Raw genomic sequence first — 24,159 nt, forward strand, 5'->3', positions numbered from 1 at the left:
AATCACTTGGGAGCTTTTCATGAAACAGCGCGTCTTAGCCTTATCTCTGTTAGCCAGCCTGACCAGCCTTGCCACCGGTGTGGCACATGCCGATAAACTCGATGATATTCAAAAAGCTGGCGTGGTGCGTATTGCGGTATTCGATAGCAACCCACCGTTTGGTTATGTCGATCCGCAAAGCAAAAAGCTGGTGGGTTATGACGTGGACGTGGCTGAAGCCATCGGTAAGGCGCTGGGCGTCAAGGTTGAACTGCGCGCCACCAACCCGGCTAACCGCATTCCTTTGCTTGTATCCAAAAAGGTTGATCTGATTGCGGCCAACTTCACTATCACCGACGAGCGTGCCAAAGAGGTGAATTTCAGCGTGCCGTATTTTGCTACCGGCCAGAAATTCATTGCCCATAAGGGCGTGCTGAAAACCCCGGAAGACATCAAAAAACTGCGGATCGGCGCGGATAAAGGCACCGTGCAGGAAATTACCCTGCGCGAGCATTACCCAACGGCCAAAGTGATCTCTTACGACGATACCCCACTGGCGTTTGTCGCCCTGCGTAACGGCAACGTGCAGGCGATCACCCAAGACGATGCCAAGCTGGTTGGCCTACTGGGCAACCTGCCGGCCGCGCAAAAAGCCGACTTTGAAATCTCTCCGTTTAGCATCACCAAAGAGTATCAAGGCGTTGGTATTCCAAAAGGCGAAGATCGCCTCACGGCGACCATTAACGATACCTTGATCAAACTGGAAAAAGACGGCGATGCGGTGAAGATTTACGATCGCTGGTTTGGCCCGGAAACCAAAACCGCCCAACCGCGTGGCGATTTCAAGATCGGCCCGTTGGATCAGCAACCTAAAGCCTAATCTCCCTTCTCCCTCTCCCCCCGGTTTTGTATAGTGGCGGAGAGGGTTGGGGCGAGGGGAAGTACCACGCATGAATCTGCAACAACTCTCAGATTGGCTGTTGGCGCCGCAGTATCTGAGCTGGCTATGGAACGGCTTCTTGATGACCTTATGGCTGTCGGCCTGTGCCGGGCTGGCGGCAACGCTGCTGGGTTTTGGCCTGGCGGCGATGCGGGACAGCAGCCTGCGCCCGTTAAGCTGGCTGGCGGTGGCCTACAGCGCACTATTTCGCAATACTCCTCTGCTGGTACAACTGTTCTTCTGGTATTTCGCCGCCGGGCAAATCCTGCCCTCCTTCGCCATGCAATGGCTGAATACCCCCCATCAGTTAGGCTTTCTCGACTGGCCCTCGTTTGAATTCCTGGCGGGCTTCTTCGGCCTGACGCTTTATTCCACCGCGTTTATTGCCGAAGAGATCCGCTCTGGCATCCGTGGCGTCGCCGGTGGGCAAAAGCATGCCGCCTACGCGTTAGGGCTGACCGGCTGGCAATCGATGCGCTATGTGGTGCTGCCGCAGGCGCTGAAAATTGCTTTCCCGCCGCTGCTGGGGCAGTACATGAACGTGATTAAGAACTCGTCGCTGACTATGGCGATCGGCCTGGCTGAGCTGTCTTACGCTTCGCGCCAGGTGGAAACCGAAACCTTGCGGACCTTCCAGGCGTTTGGCGTGGCAACGGTGTTGTATATCGCCATTATTGCCCTGTTGGAAGGTTGGGGCATGTGGCGTCAACAGCGTAAACCGCTGGGGGGACACTAAGATGGACTTTACCATTATCCAGGAAAACCTGGGCTACCTGCTGTGGGGCACCTTCCCGGATGGGCCTTTGGGCGGTGCTGCGTTGACGTTGGCGATCAGCCTGATGGCCGGGTTGGCGTCGGCAATTCTGGGGACGCTGCTGGGAGTCGCGCTGGCGATGTCGCGTGGGGTGCTGGCTGGGTTATTGGCGATGGTGCTCGGATTCTTCCGCGCCATCCCGGTGATCATGCTGATTTTCTGGACTTATTTCCTGCTGCCAATCGTGTTTGGCGTCGACATCCCGGAAATTACCACCGTGGTGTGCGCGTTGGCGTTGATCGCCTCGGCCTATCTGGCCCATGCGGTAAAAGCGGGGATCGTGGCTATCGGTGCCGGGCAGTGGCAGGCGGGGCTATCGCTCGGTTTAAACCGCTGGCAGGTGCTGCGGATGATCGTCTTGCCGCAGGCGCTGCGCATGATGGTGCCTTCGTTTATCAACTAGTGGATCTCGCTGATTAAAGACACTTCGCTGGCGTACATCGTCGGCGTGGGTGAGTTGACCTTCCTGGCTACCCAGGTCAACAACCGCAGCATGGTTTACCCGATGGAGGTGTTCCTGTTTGTGGCGCTGGTCTATTTCATCTTCTGCCTGACGCTGGACGTGCTGGCGAACGGGTTGAACAAACGCCTTAGCCCGCAGACTAAAGCGCTAAAACGCAGCTGGCGCTGGTGGCGCAATCGCCCGCCGTTACCGGCTAGTTAATCAGGCTACAGTAGGAATGGTTGCCCCTATCTATACCATGGCTAATTAATTGGCATGATGTCGGGGCTTTAAATATTATAATTTCTTATCGTATTGCGTTAAATTTATGATGATGATCAATGCATTGCGTTTTTATCATGCAGCTTGAGTTATTTAGAGTATAAGTAAGAGTGATTTATATATTTCCATTGGATGGTTATCATTATGAAAATTAGTGCGTTATTTATAAAAACGGATCCAGGTCGGCGGCGGTATGGCGTTGCCTTGTTTGTTGGCATTATTGGCGGGATCCTCTCTGCTTTTGTCAAGTGGGGGGCAGAGGTTCCGCTACCGCCAAGAACCCTGAGTGATGGCCGGGCTGAATTTAACCCGCCCTATCTTTTTTTGAGAGATTATCTTGGGATAGATCCAACCGGTACGGTATATACCTTTTCTGAGCATATTATTAATCCGGTTATGGTTACGCACGTCATATTTTCGTTGGTCTTTGCGATAGGTTACTGCTTGGTTGCCGAAGTTTTTCCAAAGGTCAAACTTTGGCAGGGGGTGCTGGCGGGTATCATTGCCACCGTTGCCGTGCATGGCATTAGTTTCCCTTTGCTTGGTTTGACTCCTCCGCTTTCAATGCTGCCATTTGATGAGTACCTTTCTGAAATTTTGGGGCATATATTTTGGTTTTGGGTGATTGAGATAGTACGTCGGGACTTACGTAACAGAATTACCCATGAGCCTGATGCCGAAGTTCCGCTGGGATCCTATCGTTAGTCTATAACGTTCAGCGGGGTATTTTCCCCGCTGAATATCAACGTAGTTAACGGGTAAGCTGCCAACCCCGCTGTTGCCACAGCGCAGGCAGTTGTGCCAGATCGTCAAACGTCGTCACCAACGGGTGATCGATCGGTTGATTATGAGGATCGGCGCAGAAGTAGAACACCGGAATGCCAGCCGCGATCCCTGCCTGGGCACCGGCAACGGAATCATCCACCAAAATACAGCGCTCTACGGGCACCTGCATCTGTTCGGCGGCATGGAAAACGATGGCCGGATCGGGTTTCCAGCGTTGAATATCGTAGCCGCTGAACAACCGGTCATCAAAATAGGACAGCATGTCGGTTAACCCCAGCGAATGCTGCATTTTGCTGACTGGGCCGTTAGAAACGGTGCACATCGGGGCATCCATCTGGGCCAGCAGTTCGCGCGCACCGGCAATCGGCTGGAGCTCGGCATCAAACAGACGGGCCACTTCCTGGCGAAAAATCGGCTCCAGATCGCTGGTGGGTAAATTTACCCCTTGCTCAGCGTTAACCCGCTCAATGATCTCGTAGAGTTTGATCCCTTTGTATTTTTTAAATACCTCTTCCAGTGCCAGCTCGATGCCGTAGTGGGCAAACATATGCACATAGGCCTTGCTGCACAGCACTTCGCTATCTACCAGCGTGCCATCGCAATCAAATAAAACACATTCAACCTGATTCATTGGGGTAAGCGCCCTCGGTTAAGTCATGACTGCTGTTACTTTAACCGGATCGCAGCGGGTTGTCCCCCTTTGGCAATCAATCTCAATAAATACAACTTGTTGGCCGTTTTAGCCGTAAAGATGGCGAAAAAAACCTGTGAGCGAGGTCAAAACCCGGACTTTTTGTTATAGGATAGCCAGCGACAGTCCTAATCCCTCTTCGGAATTCTATAATGAGCAAACAAGACCTCAGCCTTGATGCCAATCAGGGCTTGCTTGAGCGCGTGTTTAAACTCAAGCAGCATGGCACCACGGTACGTACGGAAACGATTGCCGGCCTCACCACCTTTTTAACCATGGTGTATATCGTGTTCGTTAACCCGCAGATCCTGGGTGCGGCGGGCATGGACACTCAGGCGGTGTTTGTCACTACCTGCCTGGTTGCCGCTTTAGGCAGTATCCTGATGGGCTTGCTGGCTAACCTGCCGGTGGCGCTGGCTCCGGCGATGGGCCTCAACGCATTCTTCGCGTTTGTGGTGGTCGGCGCGATGGGGATTTCATGGCAGGTCGGCATGGGCGCTATTTTCTGGGGCGCAATCGGTTTCCTGTTGCTGACCATTTTCCGTATTCGCTACTGGATGATTGCCAATATCCCGCTGAGCCTGCGCGTGGGCATCACCAGCGGTATCGGCCTGTTTATCGCCATGATGGGGCTGAAAAACGCCGGTATCGTGGTCGCCAACCCGGATACGCTGGTAGCAGTGGGCAATCTGACCTCCCACAGCGTGCTGCTGGGAGCCTTGGGCTTCTTTATTATCGCGGTGCTGGCTTCGCGTAATATCCATGCTGCGGTACTGGTCTCCATCGTGGTGACTACGCTGATCGGCTGGGCATTGGGCGACGTGAAGTATGGCGGCGTATTTTCCCTACCGCCTGACGTCACCTCCGTGGTCGGCCAGGTGGATATCGCCGGGGCGCTGAATATCGGCCTGGCGGGTGTGATCTTTTCCTTTATGCTGGTTAACCTGTTTGACTCCTCGGGTACGCTGATTGGAGTGACCGACAAGGCTGGCCTGACGGATGAAAACGGCAAGTTCCCGCGTATGAAGCAGGCGCTATACGTGGACAGCATCACCTCGGTAGCCGGTGCTTTTGCGGGTACTTCTTCGGTCACCGCCTATATTGAAAGCTCCTCTGGGGTGGCCGTTGGTGGGCGTACTGGCCTGACCGCCGTGGTAGTAGGCATTCTCTTCCTGCTGGTAATTTTCCTGTCACCGCTGGCGGGAATGGTGCCAACCTATGCTGCAGCGGGCGCGCTGATTTATGTGGGGGTTCTGATGACCTCCAGCCTGGCGCGGGTGAAGTGGGAAGATATGACCGAAGCGGTTCCGGCCTTTGTGACCGCCGCCATGATGCCTTTCAGCTTCTCGATCACCGAAGGGATTGCCCTGGGCTTTATCTCTTACTGCATCATGAAGCTGGGCACCGGCCGCTGGCGTGAAATCAGCCCCTGCGTGATCGTGGTGGCGCTACTGTTTGTGCTGAAAATTGCGTTTGTTGACGGGCATTAATACCCGCAGCGTAGGGGCCTAACGTGCGTTAGGCCCTGATAAATTCAGCAACATTGAGGGGCATTCTGCCCCTGTTACTCTCAAGCGCCCGGTGAGGCATCCTGTTCTCTACCCATTACCCAGCGTAAAGGCCGGTTATACCGCGTCTGCCAGCCACCGATATTATCTTCCCCCTCGGCAAAATTGGCGATTTCGACCTGATTTTTGTCTCTGAACAAGTCAGCAAAATCAAGGGCCAGCGCTCGATCGTTGAAATTCTGCCGATCGTAATAGGCAATCATGATGCGTTTGTTTTCTGCCAGTGAATGCTTTGCCGGGAGAAGGCGGCCCTTCGGGGCAATCAGCAGCGCTCCGGAATAAAATTGCGGGTAATTGGCCATCAGGTTAGCTGCATGTAACGCCCCCTGACCACGTGCGGTCAGGTAAACCTGTTGGAGATTAAGCTTCAGCTTGGGGCCCAGGCTTTCCAGGGTGCGTTGAATGGCGTTCTGGGTGCTGGTAGAGCTGTAGTTAGACCAGCGAAAGCTCCCTTCCGCCAGCATCTGTGTGCCGTTTATCTCAATATAGGCCACCCCGGCCTCGGCAAACAGCAGCCGATCTTCCGGGATGATGGCGGCGGCTTTCCCGTAGGGATGGAGGTAGACGATGGTTGGCCAGCCTCCGGCCGGTGGCTCGCCATTCGGCACGGCATAGTGAGGTTTACCTTCAAACTTTGCGGCGTGTTGTTGATAGCGCGCTTTGGTGGTCGCCAGAATTGAACGGTAGGTGTCACTTTGCTGAATGCTGCTGAACGAGTCGTCTTCCAGCAGATTGTAGTAATACCACAACCCTCGCTTGGCGCTAAGTTGCAGATAACGTTCGGCTAGCTCGGTCTGGCCCTGTTCGGCCGAGGAGGCAGCCAGTTGAAAGGGGGCCCAGATATTACGGGCATCTTCACGCATCAGCGTCAGATATAACGACGTGGCGCCGGCTTTTTTATCTTCCTGATTGTAGGCTGAGCGGGGCAATGGCTTACTCAGCGGGCTATGGATAGGCAGTTCTAACGGCTCTTCTCCCTCAGGATAGAGCATGGGTGCAGCAAACAATGGACTGGTGGCAAAAGCCAAAAAGATGGCTAAAATAAAAAAAGGCATGATTTTATAACTTTGTTTTTCAATAATACTAATGAGAAAACGATTAAAAACGGCGCCTTCGATAGTGTTATCTCCGGGCGCCGCCTGGCAGCTTATTTTACACGGCGGATATAGTCGCTGAATGCGGACAACTGGCCGGTCAGGAAATCCCGTGTGCCTTGGTCCACCAGTTCACCCGCCTGCTCATCAACCTTATTCTGTATCACTCCCCCCATAAACTCGGGTTTGTTGATTACCATGGCATCCAGGAATACCAGGATCTGGCGTAGGTGATATTGGCAACGTGCGCCACCAATCGGCCCCATTGAGCTGGTCTGGATCGCCACCGGTTTGCCGGCAAGCGGTTGGTTAGGCAAACGGGACAGCCAGTCGATGGCGTTTTTCAGGCCACCTGGCACAGAGTAGTTATATTCTGGCGTTACGATGATCACGCCGTCTGCCTGGCGGATTTGTTCGGCAATGGCTTCCACCGTGGCCGGGAAACCCTCTTCTTGCTGGTGGTCTGCATCGTACAGTGGGATATCGCGTATGGAGGGAAGGGCTTCGATAGTGACACCCTGAGGAGCTAACTGAGGTAAAGCGCGTGCGACTATGGCGTTATAAGAGCCTTTACGTAGGCTCCCCAGTAGCGTGACGATCTTTAGTGCTTGCTCTGACATTTTGATTCTCCCTTTTCTGATGAACAGACTCAGCTTAGAACAACCAGCAGATAATAGGGCAAATAGGTGATGTATCCTAGGCAGAGTCTAAGTCTTTATCTGTTTTTACAATTCAAAGCAGTAAATCATGCGTTAAGGAAAGTTTTGTTTTGTATATTCCCCCGAAGACAGACGTTAAATCGGTGCTTTCAACGTGTAACAGAAGCGAGGCTGGTCAATTTCAAAAAGTGCGTGGAGGGAGGTGGGTTACGTGATGAAATTTCGTCGCATTTCTGTAAGCCCTGGCTTTCGTCATATTGCCAGCAGATCAGCCGATCCAAGCCAGGCTGATGGGCGCAGGCCCAGCTGAGATATTCACCGGCATCACTCATGACGTGCACGTTGGGCAAGGTGTTGCAGCGTAATTGGCCGGAAAAAGGGTGCAAATTCAGCAAACCCTGGCCGCTGTTACCCAAGCCGGCCAGTTTCAGCACGCATTGGCGAATGCTCCACAGTTGGGTTTCGGCTTCCAGACGGTCGTGCTGCGCCGCAATCCAGGCGTTCTCCGTGGTGCTGGAGTATTGATGCAGCAGGTTGTGGCTCCGTGCGCGCATCACCTCAATATCCAACCCTACCTTGCCTTCCAGGCTCAGTAGCACGCCGATGGTATTGCCAGCATAGGCGAGGCTGAAGTCAGGTAGATGATGATCGGCAAAGCACGGTCGCCCGGTCGGTGCCGTAGCAATGGGGGGAAGGACCGGGATACCATACAAATAAAATATCATTTCGGCCAACAGGATCCGGCCTTGCAAAAAACGCCGACGGCGCTTGACGGAGAAGCGAGCAGTTCTTTCGATCAGGTCTTTAGGTAGCCGATGGGTCTCTAAACGCTCTGCAACCGTATCCCATCGGATAAAATGACAAGCCATTGTTCACTCCATGACCGAGGCTCATAAAAAAACTGGAGTGCTAGAGTAAGCATTACGTTAAGATTTTTCATTAAGAATTCGCATGATCTTTTTCTTAATTATTCTTCTGTTGAATGAAAAAGCAGCGGAGTGGCAAGAGTGCGGCGCGGGAGCTCGCGGGGCAGGCTTTGGCGGGTGTAAAAATAAAGCCAAGCATTAACAGTGAGTTAATGATTGGCTTTGGATACTGAAGAGGTCGTGTATCTGAACGTTGGGTTACTTACCAATACAGAAGCTGGAGAAGATGCGCCCGAGCAGGTCATCGGAGGTAAACTCCCCGGTGATTTCGCTCAATGCTTGCTGTGCCAACCGCAGTTCTTCGGCCAGCAATTCCCCCGCGTAAGCGCTCACTAACTGTTCTTTACCCTGCACCAGATGCTGTGCCGCCTGCTCCAGTGCCTGCAAGTGACGGCGGCGGGCCAAGAAACCGCCCTCCATATTGCTGGTGAAACCCATACTCTGCTTCAGATGGTCACGCAGCAGGTCGATCCCCTCGCCGGTACGCGCCGACAGGCGAATTAGTGAGTGACCATTTACTTCGCTCAGGCCCAATGTCTCGCCGGTAATGTCGGCCTTGTTGCGCACGACGGTGATTGGCAAGGTACTTGGCAGGCGCGCCATAAATTCTGGCCAGATCTCGGCGGGTTCGGTGGCGTCGGTGGTGGTGCCATCCACCATAAACAGCACGCGATCCGCCTGTTCGATCTCGTTCCAGGCACGTTCGATGCCGATACGCTCAACTTCGTCGCTGGCTTCCCGCAGCCCGGCGGTATCGATAATGTGTAGTGGCATGCCATCGATATGAATATGTTCACGCAACACATCGCGCGTGGTACCTGCAATGTCGGTGACGATGGCCGCTTCACGCCCTGCCAACTCATTAAGCAGGCTCGATTTGCCTGCGTTGGGCCGCCCGGCGATCACTACCTTCATCCCTTCACGCAGCAGGCTGCCTTGACGCGCCTCGGCCCGTACGCCGTCCAAATCGGCCATCACGCCGTTCAGCTGAGCTTCGATTTTGCCGTCCGAAAGGAAGTCGATCTCCTCATCCGGGAAGTCGATCGCCGCTTCTACATAAATGCGCAGGTGAGTGAGCGTTTCCACAAGCTGATGAATACGGATGGAAAAAGCGCCTTGCAGCGAGTTCATGGCTGAACGGGCTGCCTGTTCGGAACTGGCATCGATCAGATCGGCAATGGCTTCGGCCTGGGCCAGATCCAGCTTGTCATTGAGGAAAGCGCGCTCCGAGAACTCCCCAGGGCGGGCAATCCGCACGTCTGGCAGCGCCAACACGCGTTTGAGCAGCAGATCGAGGATCACCGGCCCACCGTGGCCCTGTAGTTCCAGCACGTCTTCACCGGTAAAGGAATTGGGGCCGGGGAACCACAGTGCAATCCCCTGATCCAGCGTGTTGCCTTCGGCGTCACGGAACGGCAGATAATCGGCACAACGCGGCTTGGGCAGTTTACCGAGTACCGCCAGGGCAACGTCCTTGGCTCCGCGGCCTGAAATGCGCAGGATGCCGACACCGCCGCGTCCGGGCGGAGTAGCAAGAGCAGCGATGGTATCGGTGGTGTTCATAGCGGTTTATCTCTCTGACAATATGCAAAAAGGCGGTCTAATGACCGCCTCTACTGGCAACGTGGCTGGTGTCGTAGGGGCACTGGCCCCTACGGATGTTGCCTAAAACAAGACTAGACTTTCTTCTTGTCGCGGCTGTGCAGACCACGTTTTTCCAGCCCGCGGTAAATCAGCTGCTGCTGGACGATGGTCACCAGGTTACTGACGATATAGTACAGCACCAGACCAGACGGGAACCACAGGAAGAACACTGTGAAGATCACCGGCATAAAGGTCATGATTTTCTGCTGCATCGGGTCAGTCACGGTGGTTGGTGACATCTTCTGGATGAAGTACATGGTCACACCCATCAGCACCGGCAGGATGTAGTACGGGTCTTGCGCCGACAGGTCATGGATCCACCAGATGAACGGCGCATGACGCAGCTCAACCGAGCCCATCAGCATGTAGTACAAGGCCAGGAAGATTGGCATCTGGATAACCAGCGGCAAGCAACCCCCTAACGGGTTCACCTTCTCAGCTTTGTACAGCGCCATCATTTCCTGGCTCATACGCTGCTTGTCATCACCGATACGTTCACGCATCGCCTGCAGTTTTGGCTGCAGCATGCGCATTTTGGCCATCGAGGTGTACTGCGCTTTGGTCAGCGGGTACATGATGCCGCGCACGATGAAGGTGATGATGATGATCGAGAAGCCCCAGTTGCCGATGAAACTGTGAATGAACTTCAGCAGTTTGAACAGCGGTTGGGAGATGAACCACAGCCAGCCGTAGTCAACGGTCAGATCCAGATGCGGTGCCAGTTGGGCCATCTGATCTTGCAGCTCCGGGCCAACCCACAGGGTCGCATTCAGCTGCTTCTCAGCGCCTGGCTGTACAATCACTGGCTCAGCTTTAAAGCCGATGGCAGACAGGTTGGTACCTGGCTTAGAGGTATAGAAAGTGTTGACGCCCTGAGTCTGCGGCACCCACGCGGTGGCGAAGTACTGTTGCAACATCGCAATCCAGCCGCCCTGGGTGGTGACGTTCAGATTCTCATCCTTGTCGAACGCATACTTTTGGTATTTGTCTTCACTGGAAGAGTAAGCCGCACCACGGAAGGTATGCAGCGCAAAGTTGTTGCTGCCGGTGTCACGATGCTTAGGCAAGTCGGTGGTCTGCTTCAACTGGCCAAACAGGGTCAGTTCCAGCGGAGTCGCGCTTTTGTTGACGATGGAGTAGTCCACGCCAACGGCATAATGGTTACGCTTGAGCACAAAGGTCTTGGTGAAGACCGAACCGTCTTTGCCGGTAAAGGTCAGCGGAATACGCAGTTCATCCTGGCCATCTGCCAGCGTGAAGGTATCCTGCGCCGCCTCAAACAGAGGACGCTCGCCGTTTGCCGGGTTATCCGGGCCGTCTCTGCCCGTCAGGCCGCTTTGTGCCTGGTAGACGAATGACGGGGTGGATTCCAGCAGCGTAAATGGAGTCGATGAACCCAGGGTATCCGGGTAGGCCAACAGTTTAGCCTGCTCGATATCGCCACCACGGGTATTGATGGTCAGCGACAGCACGTCAGTGTTAACGGTGATCAGTTTACCCTGGCCACTGCCTGGTACAGCTGAACTTGCGGCATCACCGGTTGCTGGGTTCGCAGTCTGTTGCGTGGTCTGGGTGGCTACTGGTTGCGGAGCGTTGTCCACTTGCCAGGCCTGCCAGATCATGAAAGACACGAACAGCAGAGCGATGAGGAGAAGATTGCGTTGCGAATCCATCGTTAGTGTTCTCTGTTATCGTCGGTTTTCGGCGGCACGGGATCATCGCCACCTGGGTTCAAAGGGTGGCATTTTAATACGCGTTTCAATGTCAACCAACTGCCTTTTAACATGCCAAACCTGCGTAATGCCTCAATTGCGTAATGAGAACATGTCGGCTGGAAGCGACAACGTGGCCCAAGCAGCGGGCTGAGCACGAGCTGATACGCCCGAACCAGCCCGATCAGGATGCGGGAGCCTGGCGACAGTGGCGACGCCATAATTTTTCCAAAGCTTCCGTCAGTGCACGATTATCCAAATCCGCTATCCCTTTTTTGGCCACCACCACAAAATCCATCGCCGGTAGCTCGTGCTGAAGTAAACGGAAGCTTTCGCGGGTTAGGCGTTTGATCCGGTTGCGTTCATGCGCGCGTTTGACGTGTTTTTTGGCGACGGTAAGACCGATGCGGGGATGCCCCAGCTGGTTCAGGCGGCCGAGGATGGTGATTTGCGGCGTGCCAGCCCGTTGTGGCTGCTGGAAGACGAAAGTGAAATGAGTGGGAGTTAACAAACGTAACTCCCTAGGAAAAGCGAGCTTAACCACTCAGCGGGTTAGCTTTTATTACTTAGAAACAGTCAGACGAGTACGGCCTTTCGCACGACGGCGGGCCAGAACTTGACGACCATTCTTGGTGGCCATACGAGCACGGAAACCGTGGCTACGGTTACGCTTCAGTACGGACGGTTGGAAAGTGCGTTTCATAGCGATTTCTACCTAAACTTAAATGAAATACTGATAAGTCAAATGCGTTTGGCTACTCGGCGTGAAGATGACCGACGCCTCAATCGCAATACATAAAGAGGCGGGATTGTAATAATTGTACAGTCCTGAGTCAATTCACATCGCGCTAGCCTACCTGGTTGTCTGCCAATTCGGAGTAAAATCCGGTGTTGGCCCGTGGTCACCGCAGAATCCTGTCTTGGCTAAATGACTCACCATTAAGGAACCAGGTATCACACGTGGGCGAAGATTATACGGACTCGGGGGTAAATCACAAGGATCTCCGTACGATCCTGCGTGTTTTCTGCAAGGATCCGCGTGGATAACCAGGTATAACCTGTGAAAGGCGCTAAAACCCGGCCCCACAGGCTCAGATCTCATCGGTGTCGATCCCGCGTTGATTAAAAACTGGCCACTCTTCACGGGCTGTGGATAAAATGGATCTAATCTGTGATGAAGGGGAGGATCTCTTGCGCAGATTGCGCTATGATCCGTCATTCCGATCGCGATCCCAAAACAGGATCGTTAAGGGCATAAACCGTGAAAGGCGGTTCGCATACCCTACAGGTTTTTCAGCCAATACCGGGCGTGTGTCAAAAATCATGAGTTATAAAAAAGTAGCCTGATTCTTTTCTTTTTATTGATCTTGTTCGAGTGGAGTCCGCCGTGTCACTTTCGCTTTGGCAGCAGTGTCTTGCCCGATTGCAGGATGAGTTACCTGCCACAGAATTTAGTATGTGGATACGCCCATTGCAGGCGGAACTGAGTGACAATACCCTGGCGCTGTATGCGCCCAATCGTTTTGTGCTGGATTGGGTTCGCGATAAGTACTTAAACAATATCAATGGCCTGTTGAATGATTTCTGCGGTACGGATGCGCCGCTGTTGCGTTTTGAGGTGGGCAGCAAGCCACTGACACAAACCCTCAGCCAGCCCGTGATGGCTAGCGTCAACAGTGCTCCGGTCGCCCCTGTGGTGCGCACGGCTGCACCGTCCCGTCCAAGCTGGGACAATGCAGCACCGCCGCCTGAGCTGTCCTATCGTTCCAACGTCAACCCCAAGCACACCTTCGATAACTTCGTTGAGGGTAAGTCTAACCAGCTGGCTCGTGCTGCGGCGCGGCAGGTGGCAGACAATCCGGGGGGCGCTTATAACCCACTGTTCCTGTATGGCGGTACCGGCCTGGGTAAAACGCACCTGTTGCATGCGGTAGGTAACGGCATCATGGCGCGTAAGGCCAATGCCAAAGTGGTGTATATGCACTCGGAACGCTTTGTGCAGGACATGGTTAAGGCGCTGCAAAATAACGCCATTGAAGAATTCAAACGCTACTACCGCTCGGTGGATGCGTTGCTGATCGATGATATTCAATTCTTTGCCAACAAAGAGCGTTCACAGGAAGAGTTCTTCCATACCTTTAACGCCCTGTTGGAAGGTAATCAACAGATCATCCTGACCTCGGATCGCTATCCAAAAGAGATCAACGGGGTGGAAGATCGTTTGAAATCCCGCTTCGGCTGGGGCCTGACGGTGGCGATCGAGCCGCCGGAGCTGGAAACCCGCGTCGCGATCCTGATGAAAAAGGCCGACGAGAACGATATCCGTCTGCCGGGCGAAGTGGCGTTCTTTATCGCCAAACGCCTGCGTTCCAACGTGCGTGAGCTCGAAGGGGCGCTGAACCGGGTGATCGCCAACGCCAACTTTACTGGCCGCGCCATCACCATCGATTTCGTGCGTGAAGCGCTGCGGGATCTGCTGGCGTTGCAGGAAAAACTGGTCACCATCGACAATATCCAGAAGACGGTGGCCGAGTACTACAAAATCAAAATCGCGGACCTGCTGTCTAAACGGCGTTCGCGCTCGGTTGCCCGCCCGCGCCAGATGGCGATGGCATTGGCAAAAGAGCTCACCAACCACAGCCTGCCAGAAATCGGCGATGCGTTTGGTGGCCGCGACCATACTACGGTGTTGCACGCCTGCCGGAAGATTGAGCAGCTGCGTGAGGAAAGTCACGACATCAAAGAAGATTTCTCCAATTTAATCAGAACATTGTCGTCATAGCCCATATGAAATTTATCGTTGAACGTGAGCATCTGCTAAAACCGCTGCAACAGGTGAGCAGCCCACTGGGTGGCCGCCCGACGCTGCCAATTCTGGGTAACCTGCTGCTGCAGGTGACGGAAGGTTCCCTGTTGCTGACAGGTACCGATCTGGAGATGGAGATGGTGGCCCGCGTTGCCCTGTCTCAGCCCCATGAAGCGGGCGCGACGACCGTCCCCGCGCGTAAATTCTTTGATATCTGCCGTGGCCTGCCGGAAGGGGCTGAGATTACGGTGATCCTCGAAGGCGACCGTATGCTGGTGCGTTCTGGCCGCAGCCGTTTCTCGCTGTCCACGCTGCCGGCGATAGACTTCCCGAATCTGGATGATTGGCAGAGCGAGGTGGAGTTCACCTTGCCGCAGGCGACGTTAAAGCGCCTGATCGAAGCCACCCAGTTTTCGATGGCTCATCAGGATGTGCGCTATTACCTGAACGGTATGCTGTTTGAAACCGAAGGGGAAGAGCTGCGTACCGTGGCTACCGACGGCCACCGCCTGGCGGTGTGTTCGATGCCGATTGGCCAGCAGTTGCCCACCCATTCGGTGATCGTGCCGCGTAAAGGGGTGATGGAACTGGTCCGCTTGCTGGACGGTGGTGATACGCCGCTACGGGTGCAGATTGGCAGCAACAACATCCGCGCTCACGTCGGTGACTTTATCTTCACCTCCAAGCTGGTTGATGGCCGTTTCCCTGATTATCGCCGCGTATTGCCGAAAAATCCGGACAAAACGCTGGAGGCGGGCTGTGACCTGCTCAAGCAGGCGTTTGCCCGTGCGGCCATTCTGTCGAACGAAAAATTCCGCGGTGTGCGCCTGTACGTCAGCCAGAACCAGCTCAAGATCACCGCCAACAACCCGGAACAGGAAGAGGCGGAAGAGATCCTTGATGTCAGCTATGATGGCACCGAGATGGAAATTGGTTTCAACGTCAGCTATGTGCTGGACGTGCTGAACGCGCTCAAGTGTGAAGATGTGCGTCTGCTGCTGACCGATTCCGTTTCCAGCGTGCAGATCGAAGACGGTGCCAGTAAGTCTGCCGCCTACGTCGTCATGCCAATGCGACTGTAGAAATTATCGGGCTATCTTACTGGCCCCTTTGCGATTGGGCAGTGCCCGCAATCCTCACGTACTTTAAGTACGCTGCGGTTGCTGTGCACTGGCCGCACGCAAATGATCTGCGACGATAACGCCCTGGATTGTTAGATGATGAAGACAACTACAGTATGGCTCTGACGCGCTTACTGATTAAAGATTTCCGCAATATCGAAGCTGCCGATCTGGCGCCTGCGCCGGGGTTTAACTTCCTGGTGGGGGCCAACGGCAGTGGCAAGACCAGCGTGCTGGAGGCGGTGTATACCCTTGGCCATGGGCGCGCGTTTCGCAGCCTGCAGGCCGGGCGAGTGATCCGCCACGATCAGCCGGAGTTTGTGTTGCATGGCCGGATCGAAGGCAGCGGGCGCGAATTATCGGTAGGACTGAGTAAAAGCCGTCAGGGTGACAGCAAAGTGCGCATCGATGGCAGTGATGGCCATAAGGTGGCAGAGCTGGCACAGCTACTGCCCATGCAGTTGATCACCCCCGAAGGTTTTACCCTGCTTAATGGCGGGCCGAAGTATCGGCGTGCCTTCCTGGACTGGGGTTGTTTTCACAATGAACCCGGTTTTTTCACCGCCTGGAGCAACCTGAAAAGGTTACTGAAGCAGCGCAATGCCGCGCTGCGCCAGGTCAATCGCTATGCGCAGATCCGCGCCTGGGATCAGGAACTGATCCCGTTGGCCGAGCGTATCAGTGAGTGGCGGGCAGCTTACAGCGATGCAATTGCCGCGGATATCACCGCGACCTGCGCGCAGTTTTTGCCCGAATTTGCCCTGAGTTTCTCTTTCCAGCGTGGCTGGGACAAAGAGAGCGACTACGGAGAGCTGCTGGAGCGCCAGTTTGAGCGCGACAGGGCGTTAACCTATACCGCGGTGGGGCCGCATAAAGCGGACTTCCGCATTCGTGCTGAAGGCACGCCGGTAGAGGATTTGTTATCGCGCGGTCAGCTTAAACTGCTGATGTGCGCATTGCGCTTGGCGCAGGGTGAGTTTCTCACCCGCCAGAGCGGGCGGCGTTGCCTGTATCTGATTGATGATTTTGCCTCCGAGCTGGACACCGGCCGTCGCCGGTTGCTGGCCGATCGCCTGAAAGCCACCCAGGCTCAGGTTTTTGTCAGTGCGGTAAGCGCTGAACAAGTAACCGACATGATGGGTGAAAAGGGCAAGATGTTCCGCGTGGAACAAGGTAAAATAGAGGTTCAACCACAGGACTAAAATGAGCGAGAAACGTTGATGTCGAATTCTTATGACTCCTCAAGTATCAAGGTATTAAAAGGGCTGGATGCGGTACGTAAGCGTCCGGGCATGTATATCGGTGATACTGATGACGGCACCGGTCTGCACCACATGGTATTCGAGGTCGTGGACAACGCTATCGACGAAGCACTCGCTGGCCACTGTAGCGACATTCAGGTGACGATCCACGCCGACAACTCCGTCTCGGTGCAGGATGATGGCCGTGGTATCCCAACCGGTATCCACGAAGAGGAAGGGGTGTCTGCGGCACAGGTCATCATGACCGTACTGCACGCCGGCGGTAAGTTTGACGACAACTCCTATAAGGTATCCGGCGGTCTGCACGGCGTAGGCGTTTCGGTTGTTAACGCCCTGTCAGAAAAGCTGGAACTGGTGATCCGCCGCGAAGGCAAGGTCCATGAGCAAACCTACAAGCATGGCGAACCACAGGCCCCGCTGAAAGTCGTCGGTGAAACCGACCAGACAGGTACTACCCTGCGCTTCTGGCCGAGCTTCCAGACCTTTACCAATAACATCGAGTTTGAGTACGACATCCTGGCCAAGCGCCTGCGTGAACTGTCGTTCCTCAACTCGGGCGTTTCTATTCGCCTGAAAGACAAACGCAACGACAGAGAAGACCACTTCCATTACGAAGGTGGTATCCGTGCGTTTGTGGAATACCTGAACAAGAACAAGACTCCGATCCACCCAACGGTGTTCTACTTCTCAACCGTGAAAGACGATATCGGTGTGGAAGTGGCGCTGCAGTGGAACGATGGTTTCCAGGAAAATATCTACTGCTTCACCAACAACATCCCGCAGCGTGATGGGGGGACTCACCTGGCCGGCTTCCGTGCCGCGATGACCCGTACCCTGAACACCTACATGGATAAAGAAGGCTACAGCAAGAAGTCCAAAATCAGCGCCACCGGTGACGATGCGCGTGAAGGTCTGATTGCCGTGGTGTCGGTGAAAGTGCCCGATCCTAAATTCTCTTCCCAGACCAAAGACAAGCTGGTGTCTTCGGAAGTGAAAACGGCGGTCGAATCGCTGATGAACGAGAAGCTGGTGGATTACCTGATGGAAAACCCAGCGGACGCCAAGATCGTGGTTGGTAAAATCATCGATGCGGCCCGTGCTCGTGAAGCGGCGCGTAAAGCGCGTGAAATGACCCGCCGTAAAGGCGCGCTGGATTTGGCTGGCTTGCCAGGCAAACTGGCGGACTGTCAGGAACGTGACCCGGCGTTGTCCGAACTCTACCTGGTGGAAGGGGACTCCGCGGGCGGCTCAGCCAAGCAGGGCCGTAACCGTAAGAACCAGGCGATCTTGCCGCTGAAAGGGAAAATCCTCAACGTTGAGAAAGCCCGCTTCGACAAGATGCTGTCCTCACAGGAAGTTGCCACGCTGATCACCGCGCTGGGCTGCGGCATTGGCCGTGACGAATACAACCCGGACAAACTGCGTTATCACAGCATCATTATCATGACCGATGCCGACGTCGACGGCTCGCACATCCGTACGCTGCTGTTGACCTTCTTCTATCGTCAGATGCCGGAAATCATCGAGCGTGGCCATGTGTATATTGCCCAGCCGCCGTTGTACAAGGTGAAAAAAGGCAAGCAGGAGCAGTACATCAAAGACGACGAAGCGATGGATCAGTATCAGATTTCCATCGCCCTAGACGGCGCGACCCTGCACACCAACGGTTCTGCACCAGCCTTGGCGGGTGAGCCGTTAGAGAAGCTGGTGGCTGAACATTACGCCGTACAGAAACAGATTGGCCGGATGGAACGCCGCTATCCACGCGCGTTGCTGAACAACCTGATCTACCAGCCAACCTTGAACGAAGAAGATCTGGGCGACCGCGCCAAGGTGGAAAACTGGATCGAATCGCTGGTGAAATTGCTCAACGATAACGAGCAGCACGGCAGCAGCTACAGCTCGGTGCTGGTTGAAAACCGTGAGCGCCAGATGTTCGAACCGGTGCTGCGTATCCGCACCCATGGTGTGGATACCGACTACCCGCTGGACTTTGAATTTATCCGCGGTGGTGAATACCGCAGGCTTTGTGCGTTGGGCGAAAAACTGCGTGGCCTGCTGGAAGAAGATGCCTATATCGAACGTGGCGAACGTCGCCAGCCGGTAGACAGCTTCGAACAGGCGTTGGAGTGGCTGGTGAAAGAGTCGCGCCGTGGCCTGTCGATCCAGCGCTATAAAGGGTTGGGCGAAATGAACCCGGACCAGCTGTGGGAAACCACCATGGATCCCGATCAGCGGCGTATGCTGCGCGTAGCGGTGAAAGACGCTATTGCGGCAGATCAGCTGTTCACCACCCTGATGGGCGATGCGGTTGAACCACGCCGTGCCTTTATCGAAGAAAACGCCCTGAAAGCGGCGAATATCGATATCTAACGCCTTATTTGGCTATTAAAAATCCGCGCCGGTTCGCCCGCGCGGATTTTTTTATGCCGTTTTTAGCACTAACAAGGCAAGCTGAAACGCGTTAGCATGAGAAAAAACCACTGGGAGACACTCGAATGGCTATTGAACTGATTGCAATTGATATGGACGGTACGCTGCTCAATCCGCAGCACCAGATTACGCCAGCGGTAAAGCAGGCGCTGACCGCCGCGCGCGCTAAAGGCGTGCATGTGGTGCTGGCTACCGGGCGGCCTTATGTTGGCGTGCAGGACTATCTGCGTCAGTTGGATATTCAGGGTGAGGGCGATTTCTGCATCACCTATAACGGTGCCCTGGTGCTGAAGGCGACAGACGGGGCCTGTGTGTTGCAAGAAACCCTCGGCTTTGACGATTATCTCTATTTTGAGCAGTTGGCACGGGAGTTCGGCGTTCATTACCAGGCATTTGATTTCGATACCCTCTACACGCCGAATAAAGACATTGGCAAATATACCGTCCATGAATCCCAAATGACCGGTATCCCGCTGAAATACCGCAGCGTGGAAGAGATGGATCGCACTATGCGTTTCCCGAAGGTGATGATGATTGATGAGCCTGCCTTACTGGACGATGCGATAGCCCGCTTGCCTTCAGAGGCCTGGGATCGCTACACCATCATGAAAAGCGCCCCTTACTTCCTGGAGATCCTGCATAAGAATGTGGATAAGGGCGCGGGCGTCAGAATGCTGGCCGAACATTTGGGTATCAAGCAGGAAAACGTGATGGCGTTAGGCGATCAGGCTAATGATACCGCGATGATCGAGTATGCCGGGATGGGCGTAGCGATGGGCAATGCTATTCCAGAATTAAAGGAAATTGCCCAGCACGTGACCGGCACCAATACCGAAGACGGCGTCGCACTGGCGATCGAGAAGTTTGTGCTGAACGTTTAATGCTTGCCAGCCCCCTCTATGGGGGCTAATAAAACTAACGGCGTTAACTAAGCTGCTTCCACGTAAATCGTGTATTAACGCCTAATGGCTGACGGCCTACAGGTATTATTTCTGTACCGAAATAACTAACTTGCCCATAAAATAATATTTCCAGTGAAAACATGCTTTATTAATATAAGTGTTCCCGTTAATTAATTGCATTAATTTAAATCGTATAAATAAAATTTATTTTTGCGATCTGTGTTTTTCATTGTATTTTAAATTTCGATATGGTTATTTGTCACCACATGCATTAATTCGGTTATTCATTATATTGTAAAATAACCAATAAGTATTGTTAGGAGATAACATGAAGAAAATTTTAATTATATTAATGGGTTATATTGCCTTTGCGCAATTATCCTTTGCTGCCAGAGACGTGACGACGATACCGGATTTCTACTATCTTAAGGAAGCGCAGTCTATTGATAGCCTCTCCTTACTGCCTCCGCCACCGGCCGTTGACAGTATCGATTTTCTCAATGACAAGGCTCAGTATGACGCCGGTAAGTTGCTGAGGGATACGCCAAGAGGCAAGCAAGCTTATAATGATGCGCAGATTTACGGCGATGGCATACCACTGGCATTTTTCAGCGCTTTCGGCATGGAAATAACACGCAAGAAAACGCCAGAGTTATATCGTCTGGTAACGAAAATGCGCGAGGATACCGGTGATTTGGCGACCCGCAGCGCCAAGGATCATTATATGCGGACACGGCCTTTTGCTTTTTATCATCAGGCGACCTGCCGCCCGGAAGAAGAAAGTGTGCTATCAACCAACGGCTCCTACCCTTCTGGCCATACGAGTATCGGTTGGGCTACCGCACTCGTGCTGACGGAGATCAATCCTGCTCGCCAAGGGGAGATCCTCAAACGGGGTTATGAGATGGGGCAAAGCCGCGTGATCTGCGGCTATCATTGGCAGAGTGACGTTACCGCCGGGCGCCTGGTGGGAGCCGCCATTGTGGCACGTTTACACGCCGAGCCAGCGTTTGTCGACCAGTTACAAAAAGCCAAGGCTGAATATCTGCGATTAGCAAAGGCCCCTTAAACCTGGGTGGTGTGAAACAGGCAGGTCGATCGGGTACTATGGCGGTTCTATGCCAGCCGGTATACAGGAGCCGCCATGAACCATCAGGAACGACAGCTGACTTTTGATCCACGAGGTCATCAGCTCACCAACATTAACGTCTGGACGCCGTGCAGCCAATGGCTGGCGTATGACGTACGGCCAAGCGGCGCATCCTTTACCGGGCTGAGTATTGAACGGGTGAACGTTGCCAGCGGTCAGGTGGAGGTGGTTTATCGGGCGCAGCATGGAGCCCATGTCGGCGTGGTAACGGTGAGCCCGGATGCGCCAGCGCGTTATGTGTTTATCCATGGGCCGGAACACCCGGACAGCCACTGGCATTATGACTTCCACCATCGCCGTGGCGTGATCGTCAGCGAACCGGATCGTGAATTGGCGATCACCCTCGACGCCCTGGACATTACTGCCCCCTATACCCCTGGTGCGCTGCGTGGCGGTACCCACGTGCATGTATTCAGCCCAGATGCCAGCCGCTTGAGCTTCACCTATAACGACCATGTGATGCATGAACTCGATCCGGCACTGGATTTGCGCAATGTCGGCATAGCGGTGCCGCTGCAAGGGGTCAATCCGCCCAAGCAGCACCCGCGTGAATACGACGGTAGCCATTACTGTGTACTGGTTAGCGCAACCACGCCAACCCCGCAGCCGGGCAGCGATCAAATCAATCGGGCTTACGAAGAGGGCTGGATTGGCCTGCAAGGCTATAGCAAACCCGATGGCAGCCGCCAGCGTTGGGCGTTGGCGTTTATCGGCGACACCCTCTCGCAGCAGGGGGAAAAACTGCCGGAAGTGTTTGTAGTGGATTTGCCGGAAAACGATGCCGACTATGCCAAAGCCGGAGATGCTCCCTTGCAGGGAACGGCAACAACCTTACCTGCCCCCCCGTTGGGGGTACAACAACGGCGGTTAACCTATACCGGCCAACGCAAATATCCTGGGGTTGCCACCACGCCACGCCATTGGTTGCGGAGTTCGCCAGACGGCAGCGCCATCGCCTTCCTGATGCAGGACGATCGGGGCATTGTGCAACTGTGGACTATTTCCCCAAATGGCGGGGAGGCGAATCAGGTGACACAAGCGGATCACAGCATTCAGTCGGCCTTTAGTTGGCATCCGCAGGGGGGCAAGATTGCGCTGGTGTGTGATAACAGCGTGATGCTGTGCGATATCGCCAATGGCAATCTGCAGCGCCTGACCAAGCGGACTGCGCAGCCACCACTGGGGGACGCCGTGGTGTTTTCACCGGACGGCAAACAGGTGGCCTTTATGCGTGAAGTCGCCGGATTTAACCAGATTTTTGTGGTGGCGGTTTAACTACGGCCCGGCCGGTGCTGGCGAGGTTGCCATGCCCTGGCCTGGATTGCCGCTGACAGCCAGATTTCGTTCTTCATCATGCTGGATACGGGCTTTGGGTGAGGCTGCCGCTTTATCGCTGCCTGAGCGCAGGTAGTCGTAAGGCAGCAAAATGGTATCCATCGCCGCCGACAGGGGCAGGTCGATCGCCAGCAGGGGCATCATGGCCCAACTGGTATCTTCGCTCTTCATCATATCGACATTGGCGCGCGTACCGGAGTAATAACCCTGGTCGGCCCCGGTATGGCTGGCTACGCTGGAGCAACCGTTAGTGGTCAGCAGCAGGCAACCGGTCGCTATCATTTTTTTTATTGGTTTCATTCGTCCATCCTGAGGGGGCACACATCCCCTGAAATTTGCTGATTTATAACATCCAGCCAAAGCATTGAAAGATGCAACGTTCCGCACTGTGGCGGCTATCTCACTTTGAGTGTATGTGATAAACAAATTTTCGCCGTTTCCATTGGCAATTATTTCATCATCACCAGTTGAAATGTGGAAAGCAAACCCCATCTTCTTTACAAGGCCAAATTAAGAATTTGCCGTAAGGGAATTCAAGCCTTATAGCCTGTCCATGATGGAAGGCTTCATTATCAACCTCGCTGAAGTGCCTTAGGAGGCTGTTTTATGCGCAACTTTGATCTTTCCCCGCTGTACCGTTCCGCGATCGGTTTTGATCGCCTGTTCAACGCCCTTGAGGCTGGCCAAAGCCAGGGTAACGGTGGTTATCCGCCGTACAACGTTGAGCTGGTTGATGAAAATCATTACCGCATTGCCATCGCGGTGGCCGGGTTTGCCGAGCAGGAACTGGAGATCACCACGCAAGACAATCTGTTGATTGTGCGCGGGGCCCACACCAACGAACCTGCTGAGAGAACCTATTTATATCAAGGCATTGCCGAGCGTAATTTTGAACGCAAATTCCAGCTGGCCGAGCATATTCAAATTAGAGGCGCCAAACTGGAAAACGGCCTGCTGTATATCGATCTGGAACGTATCGTGCCGGAAACATTAAAGCCGCGTCGGATCGAAATTAAGTAATTGTTGTATCACCGTGCCTGCCGTTAGGGGGCAAACTTTGAATCTCGCTTCTTTGAAGGAGTTTATACTATGCGTAACTACGATTTATCCCCACTTCTGCGTCAATGGATCGGTTTTGACAAGCTGGCCAGTTCAATGGGCGGCCAGGAGCCACAAGGGTTCCCGCCATATAACATTGAGAAAAGCGACGACAACCACTATCGCATTTCCCTGGCGTTAGCCGGGTTCAAACAGAGCGAACTGGATATTGAAGTGGAAGGCCCGCGCCTGACCGTGCGTGGCAACCCCACACCGCCGGAAAAACAGGTGGAGTATCTGCATCAGGGGCTGGTGTGCAAAGAGTTCACCCTGACCTTTACCCTGGCAGAACACCTGCAGGTGGCCGAAGCCAAATTTGAAAACGGCCTGCTGCACATCGATCTGGTACGTCACGTGCCGGAAGCCTTGCAGCCACAACGCATCAGCATCGGCAGCACTCCGGGGCTGGAAGCCAAATAACCGGCTGAAAAAAAACAAAAACTTGCGGGGGAGGTCCATTCGGGCCTCCCCCGTTGCATTCTGTGGCATACCCCACATTACCCCCCTACGCCTTA

23 protein-coding genes and 1 pseudogene are annotated in these 24,159 nt (G+C 54.2%); 14 read left to right on the plus strand and 10 right to left on the minus strand.

Features of this window, described 5'->3' with window-relative positions; all coding sequences use genetic code 11:
* Positions 1–19 precede the first annotated feature (19 nt).
* From A6U95_RS02955 to A6U95_RS02970, 4 genes and pseudogenes are all read left to right on the plus strand, one after another.
* A complete protein-coding gene (locus A6U95_RS02955; RefSeq protein ID WP_065683411.1) occupies positions 20–859 on the plus strand; it encodes an ABC transporter substrate-binding protein in 840 nt (279 codons plus the stop codon).
* Positions 860–929: 70 nt separating this feature from the next.
* Positions 930–1,655, plus strand: coding sequence for an amino acid ABC transporter permease (locus tag A6U95_RS02960; protein ID WP_065683412.1), 726 nt, complete (start codon positions 930–932; stop codon positions 1,653–1,655).
* A gap of 1 nt (position 1,656) precedes the next feature.
* A pseudogene (locus A6U95_RS02965) lies at positions 1,657–2,397 on the plus strand (amino acid ABC transporter permease).
* A 204-nt stretch (positions 2,398–2,601) separates the two neighbouring features.
* Positions 2,602–3,162 (plus strand): DUF1440 domain-containing protein, encoded by a 561-nt coding sequence (locus A6U95_RS02970; RefSeq protein ID WP_024527368.1) that lies wholly within the window; start codon positions 2,602–2,604, stop codon positions 3,160–3,162.
* Positions 3,163–3,208: 46 nt separating this feature from the next.
* Here A6U95_RS02970 and yieH read toward each other — a convergent pair whose 3' ends face one another.
* Positions 3,209–3,874 (minus strand): 6-phosphogluconate phosphatase, encoded by a 666-nt coding sequence (gene yieH, locus A6U95_RS02975; protein ID WP_065683413.1) that lies wholly within the window; start codon positions 3,872–3,874, stop codon positions 3,209–3,211.
* A 212-nt stretch (positions 3,875–4,086) separates the two neighbouring features.
* On the opposite strand from yieH, the gene A6U95_RS02980 reads away from it, so the two are divergent.
* On the plus strand, positions 4,087–5,424 hold the full coding sequence (locus A6U95_RS02980) for an NCS2 family permease (RefSeq protein WP_021181404.1): 1,338 nt from the start codon (positions 4,087–4,089) through the stop codon (positions 5,422–5,424).
* Between the two features lie 80 nt (positions 5,425–5,504).
* Here the strand turns inward: A6U95_RS02980 and A6U95_RS02985 are convergent, their stop codons facing one another.
* From A6U95_RS02985 to rpmH, 8 genes are all read right to left on the minus strand, one after another.
* Positions 5,505–6,557: a hypothetical protein gene (locus A6U95_RS02985; protein ID WP_065683414.1), complete on the minus strand. Its 1,053-nt coding sequence runs from the start codon at positions 6,555–6,557 to the stop codon at positions 5,505–5,507.
* Between the two features lie 92 nt (positions 6,558–6,649).
* Positions 6,650–7,216, minus strand: coding sequence for an NADPH-dependent FMN reductase (locus A6U95_RS02990; protein ID WP_024483320.1), 567 nt, complete (start codon positions 7,214–7,216; stop codon positions 6,650–6,652).
* Between the two features lie 188 nt (positions 7,217–7,404).
* Positions 7,405–8,124, minus strand: coding sequence for a 4'-phosphopantetheinyl transferase superfamily protein (locus A6U95_RS02995; RefSeq protein WP_065683415.1), 720 nt, complete (start codon positions 8,122–8,124; stop codon positions 7,405–7,407).
* 255 nt (positions 8,125–8,379) lie between these two features.
* Positions 8,380–9,744: a tRNA uridine-5-carboxymethylaminomethyl(34) synthesis GTPase MnmE gene (gene mnmE, locus A6U95_RS03000; RefSeq protein WP_065683416.1), complete on the minus strand. Its 1,365-nt coding sequence runs from the start codon at positions 9,742–9,744 to the stop codon at positions 8,380–8,382.
* Positions 9,745–9,857: 113 nt separating this feature from the next.
* Positions 9,858–11,498 carry a membrane protein insertase YidC gene (gene yidC, locus A6U95_RS03005; RefSeq protein ID WP_024483314.1) on the minus strand — a complete coding sequence of 547 codons (1,641 nt, stop codon included), beginning with the start codon at positions 11,496–11,498 and terminating at the stop codon, positions 9,858–9,860.
* Positions 11,499–11,500: 2 nt separating this feature from the next.
* A complete protein-coding gene (gene yidD, locus A6U95_RS29505) occupies positions 11,501–11,758 on the minus strand; it encodes a membrane protein insertion efficiency factor YidD (RefSeq protein WP_025120915.1) in 258 nt (85 codons plus the stop codon).
* Entirely contained in the window at positions 11,722–12,081 is a 360-nt protein-coding gene (gene rnpA, locus A6U95_RS03010) for a ribonuclease P protein component (RefSeq protein WP_025123954.1), read from the minus strand. The genes yidD and rnpA overlap by 37 nt, the downstream gene beginning before the upstream one ends.
* 18 nt (positions 12,082–12,099) lie before the next feature.
* Positions 12,100–12,240: a 50S ribosomal protein L34 gene (gene rpmH, locus A6U95_RS29510; RefSeq protein WP_004093983.1), complete on the minus strand. Its 141-nt coding sequence runs from the start codon at positions 12,238–12,240 to the stop codon at positions 12,100–12,102.
* A 684-nt stretch (positions 12,241–12,924) separates the two neighbouring features.
* Here rpmH and dnaA point away from each other — a divergent pair.
* The 7 genes from dnaA to A6U95_RS03045 all read left to right on the plus strand — a co-directional run bounded on the left by dnaA (position 12,925) and on the right by A6U95_RS03045 (position 22,486).
* Entirely contained in the window at positions 12,925–14,319 is a 1,395-nt protein-coding gene (gene dnaA, locus A6U95_RS03015) for a chromosomal replication initiator protein DnaA (protein ID WP_021181394.1), read from the plus strand.
* Positions 14,320–14,324: 5 nt separating this feature from the next.
* Complete coding sequence (gene dnaN, locus A6U95_RS03020; RefSeq protein ID WP_021181393.1) at positions 14,325–15,425, plus strand: DNA polymerase III subunit beta; 1,101 nt, start codon at positions 14,325–14,327, stop codon at positions 15,423–15,425.
* Between the two features lie 155 nt (positions 15,426–15,580).
* Entirely contained in the window at positions 15,581–16,666 is a 1,086-nt protein-coding gene (gene recF / locus A6U95_RS03025; RefSeq protein WP_021181392.1) for a DNA replication/repair protein RecF, read from the plus strand.
* 18 nt (positions 16,667–16,684) lie between these two features.
* On the plus strand, positions 16,685–19,099 hold the full coding sequence (gyrB, locus tag A6U95_RS03030) for a DNA topoisomerase (ATP-hydrolyzing) subunit B (RefSeq protein ID WP_065683417.1): 2,415 nt from the start codon (positions 16,685–16,687) through the stop codon (positions 19,097–19,099).
* A gap of 125 nt (positions 19,100–19,224) precedes the next feature.
* Complete coding sequence (yidA, locus tag A6U95_RS03035; RefSeq protein WP_065683418.1) at positions 19,225–20,040, plus strand: sugar-phosphatase; 816 nt, start codon at positions 19,225–19,227, stop codon at positions 20,038–20,040.
* Between the two features lie 373 nt (positions 20,041–20,413).
* The gene (locus tag A6U95_RS03040) at positions 20,414–21,130 is read left to right on the plus strand and encodes a phosphatase PAP2 family protein (protein WP_241810616.1); all 717 of its coding nucleotides are present in this window, start codon (positions 20,414–20,416) and stop codon (positions 21,128–21,130) included.
* A 75-nt stretch (positions 21,131–21,205) separates the two neighbouring features.
* Entirely contained in the window at positions 21,206–22,486 is a 1,281-nt protein-coding gene (locus A6U95_RS03045; RefSeq protein ID WP_065683420.1) for a DUF3748 domain-containing protein, read from the plus strand.
* Here the strand turns inward: A6U95_RS03045 and A6U95_RS03050 are convergent, their stop codons facing one another.
* Entirely contained in the window at positions 22,487–22,846 is a 360-nt protein-coding gene (locus A6U95_RS03050) for a YceK/YidQ family lipoprotein (RefSeq protein WP_024527353.1), read from the minus strand.
* Positions 22,847–23,152: 306 nt separating this feature from the next.
* Here A6U95_RS03050 and ibpA point away from each other — a divergent pair, with 306 nt between their 5' ends.
* Together ibpA and ibpB are read left to right on the plus strand one after the other, a co-directional pair.
* On the plus strand, positions 23,153–23,566 hold the full coding sequence (ibpA, locus tag A6U95_RS03055) for a small heat shock chaperone IbpA (RefSeq protein ID WP_021181374.1): 414 nt from the start codon (positions 23,153–23,155) through the stop codon (positions 23,564–23,566).
* Positions 23,567–23,635: 69 nt separating this feature from the next.
* Positions 23,636–24,064 (plus strand): small heat shock chaperone IbpB, encoded by a 429-nt coding sequence (gene ibpB, locus A6U95_RS03060; RefSeq protein WP_024527352.1) that lies wholly within the window; start codon positions 23,636–23,638, stop codon positions 24,062–24,064.
* Positions 24,065–24,159 lie beyond the last annotated feature (95 nt).

The sequence above is a fragment of the Serratia sp. 14-2641 genome (genome assembly GCF_001692375.1).
GTDB classification, from domain to species: domain Bacteria; phylum Pseudomonadota; class Gammaproteobacteria; order Enterobacterales; family Enterobacteriaceae; genus Chania; species Chania fonticola_C.

What these genes read in the sequence shown, in the direction of transcription:
- A6U95_RS02985 (WP_065683414.1), bottom strand. Translation starts at nt 6,557, where the DNA reads ATGCCTTTTTTTATTTTAGCCATCTTTTTGGCTTTTGCCACCAGTCCA.
- A6U95_RS03040 (WP_241810616.1), top strand. Translation starts at nt 20,414, where the DNA reads ATGGGTTATATTGCCTTTGCGCAATTATCCTTTGCTGCCAGAGACGTG.
- yidC (WP_024483314.1), bottom strand. Translation starts at nt 11,498, where the DNA reads ATGGATTCGCAACGCAATCTTCTCCTCATCGCTCTGCTGTTCGTGTCT.
- dnaN (WP_021181393.1), top strand. Translation starts at nt 14,325, where the DNA reads ATGAAATTTATCGTTGAACGTGAGCATCTGCTAAAACCGCTGCAACAG.
- A6U95_RS03045 (WP_065683420.1), top strand. Translation starts at nt 21,206, where the DNA reads ATGAACCATCAGGAACGACAGCTGACTTTTGATCCACGAGGTCATCAG.
- A6U95_RS02980 (WP_021181404.1), top strand. Translation starts at nt 4,087, where the DNA reads ATGAGCAAACAAGACCTCAGCCTTGATGCCAATCAGGGCTTGCTTGAG.
- A6U95_RS02995 (WP_065683415.1), bottom strand. Translation starts at nt 8,124, where the DNA reads ATGGCTTGTCATTTTATCCGATGGGATACGGTTGCAGAGCGTTTAGAG.
- rpmH (WP_004093983.1), bottom strand. Translation starts at nt 12,240, where the DNA reads ATGAAACGCACTTTCCAACCGTCCGTACTGAAGCGTAACCGTAGCCAC.
- ibpB (WP_024527352.1), top strand. Translation starts at nt 23,636, where the DNA reads ATGCGTAACTACGATTTATCCCCACTTCTGCGTCAATGGATCGGTTTT.
- yieH (WP_065683413.1), bottom strand. Translation starts at nt 3,874, where the DNA reads ATGAATCAGGTTGAATGTGTTTTATTTGATTGCGATGGCACGCTGGTA.
- A6U95_RS03050 (WP_024527353.1), bottom strand. Translation starts at nt 22,846, where the DNA reads ATGAAACCAATAAAAAAAATGATAGCGACCGGTTGCCTGCTGCTGACC.
- A6U95_RS02955 (WP_065683411.1), top strand. Translation starts at nt 20, where the DNA reads ATGAAACAGCGCGTCTTAGCCTTATCTCTGTTAGCCAGCCTGACCAGC.
- gyrB (WP_065683417.1), top strand. Translation starts at nt 16,685, where the DNA reads ATGTCGAATTCTTATGACTCCTCAAGTATCAAGGTATTAAAAGGGCTG.
- A6U95_RS02960 (WP_065683412.1), top strand. Translation starts at nt 930, where the DNA reads ATGAATCTGCAACAACTCTCAGATTGGCTGTTGGCGCCGCAGTATCTG.
- mnmE (WP_065683416.1), bottom strand. Translation starts at nt 9,744, where the DNA reads ATGAACACCACCGATACCATCGCTGCTCTTGCTACTCCGCCCGGACGC.
- ibpA (WP_021181374.1), top strand. Translation starts at nt 23,153, where the DNA reads ATGCGCAACTTTGATCTTTCCCCGCTGTACCGTTCCGCGATCGGTTTT.
- yidA (WP_065683418.1), top strand. Translation starts at nt 19,225, where the DNA reads ATGGCTATTGAACTGATTGCAATTGATATGGACGGTACGCTGCTCAAT.
- A6U95_RS02970 (WP_024527368.1), top strand. Translation starts at nt 2,602, where the DNA reads ATGAAAATTAGTGCGTTATTTATAAAAACGGATCCAGGTCGGCGGCGG.
- recF (WP_021181392.1), top strand. Translation starts at nt 15,581, where the DNA reads ATGGCTCTGACGCGCTTACTGATTAAAGATTTCCGCAATATCGAAGCT.
- A6U95_RS02990 (WP_024483320.1), bottom strand. Translation starts at nt 7,216, where the DNA reads ATGTCAGAGCAAGCACTAAAGATCGTCACGCTACTGGGGAGCCTACGT.
- yidD (WP_025120915.1), bottom strand. Translation starts at nt 11,758, where the DNA reads ATGGCGTCGCCACTGTCGCCAGGCTCCCGCATCCTGATCGGGCTGGTT.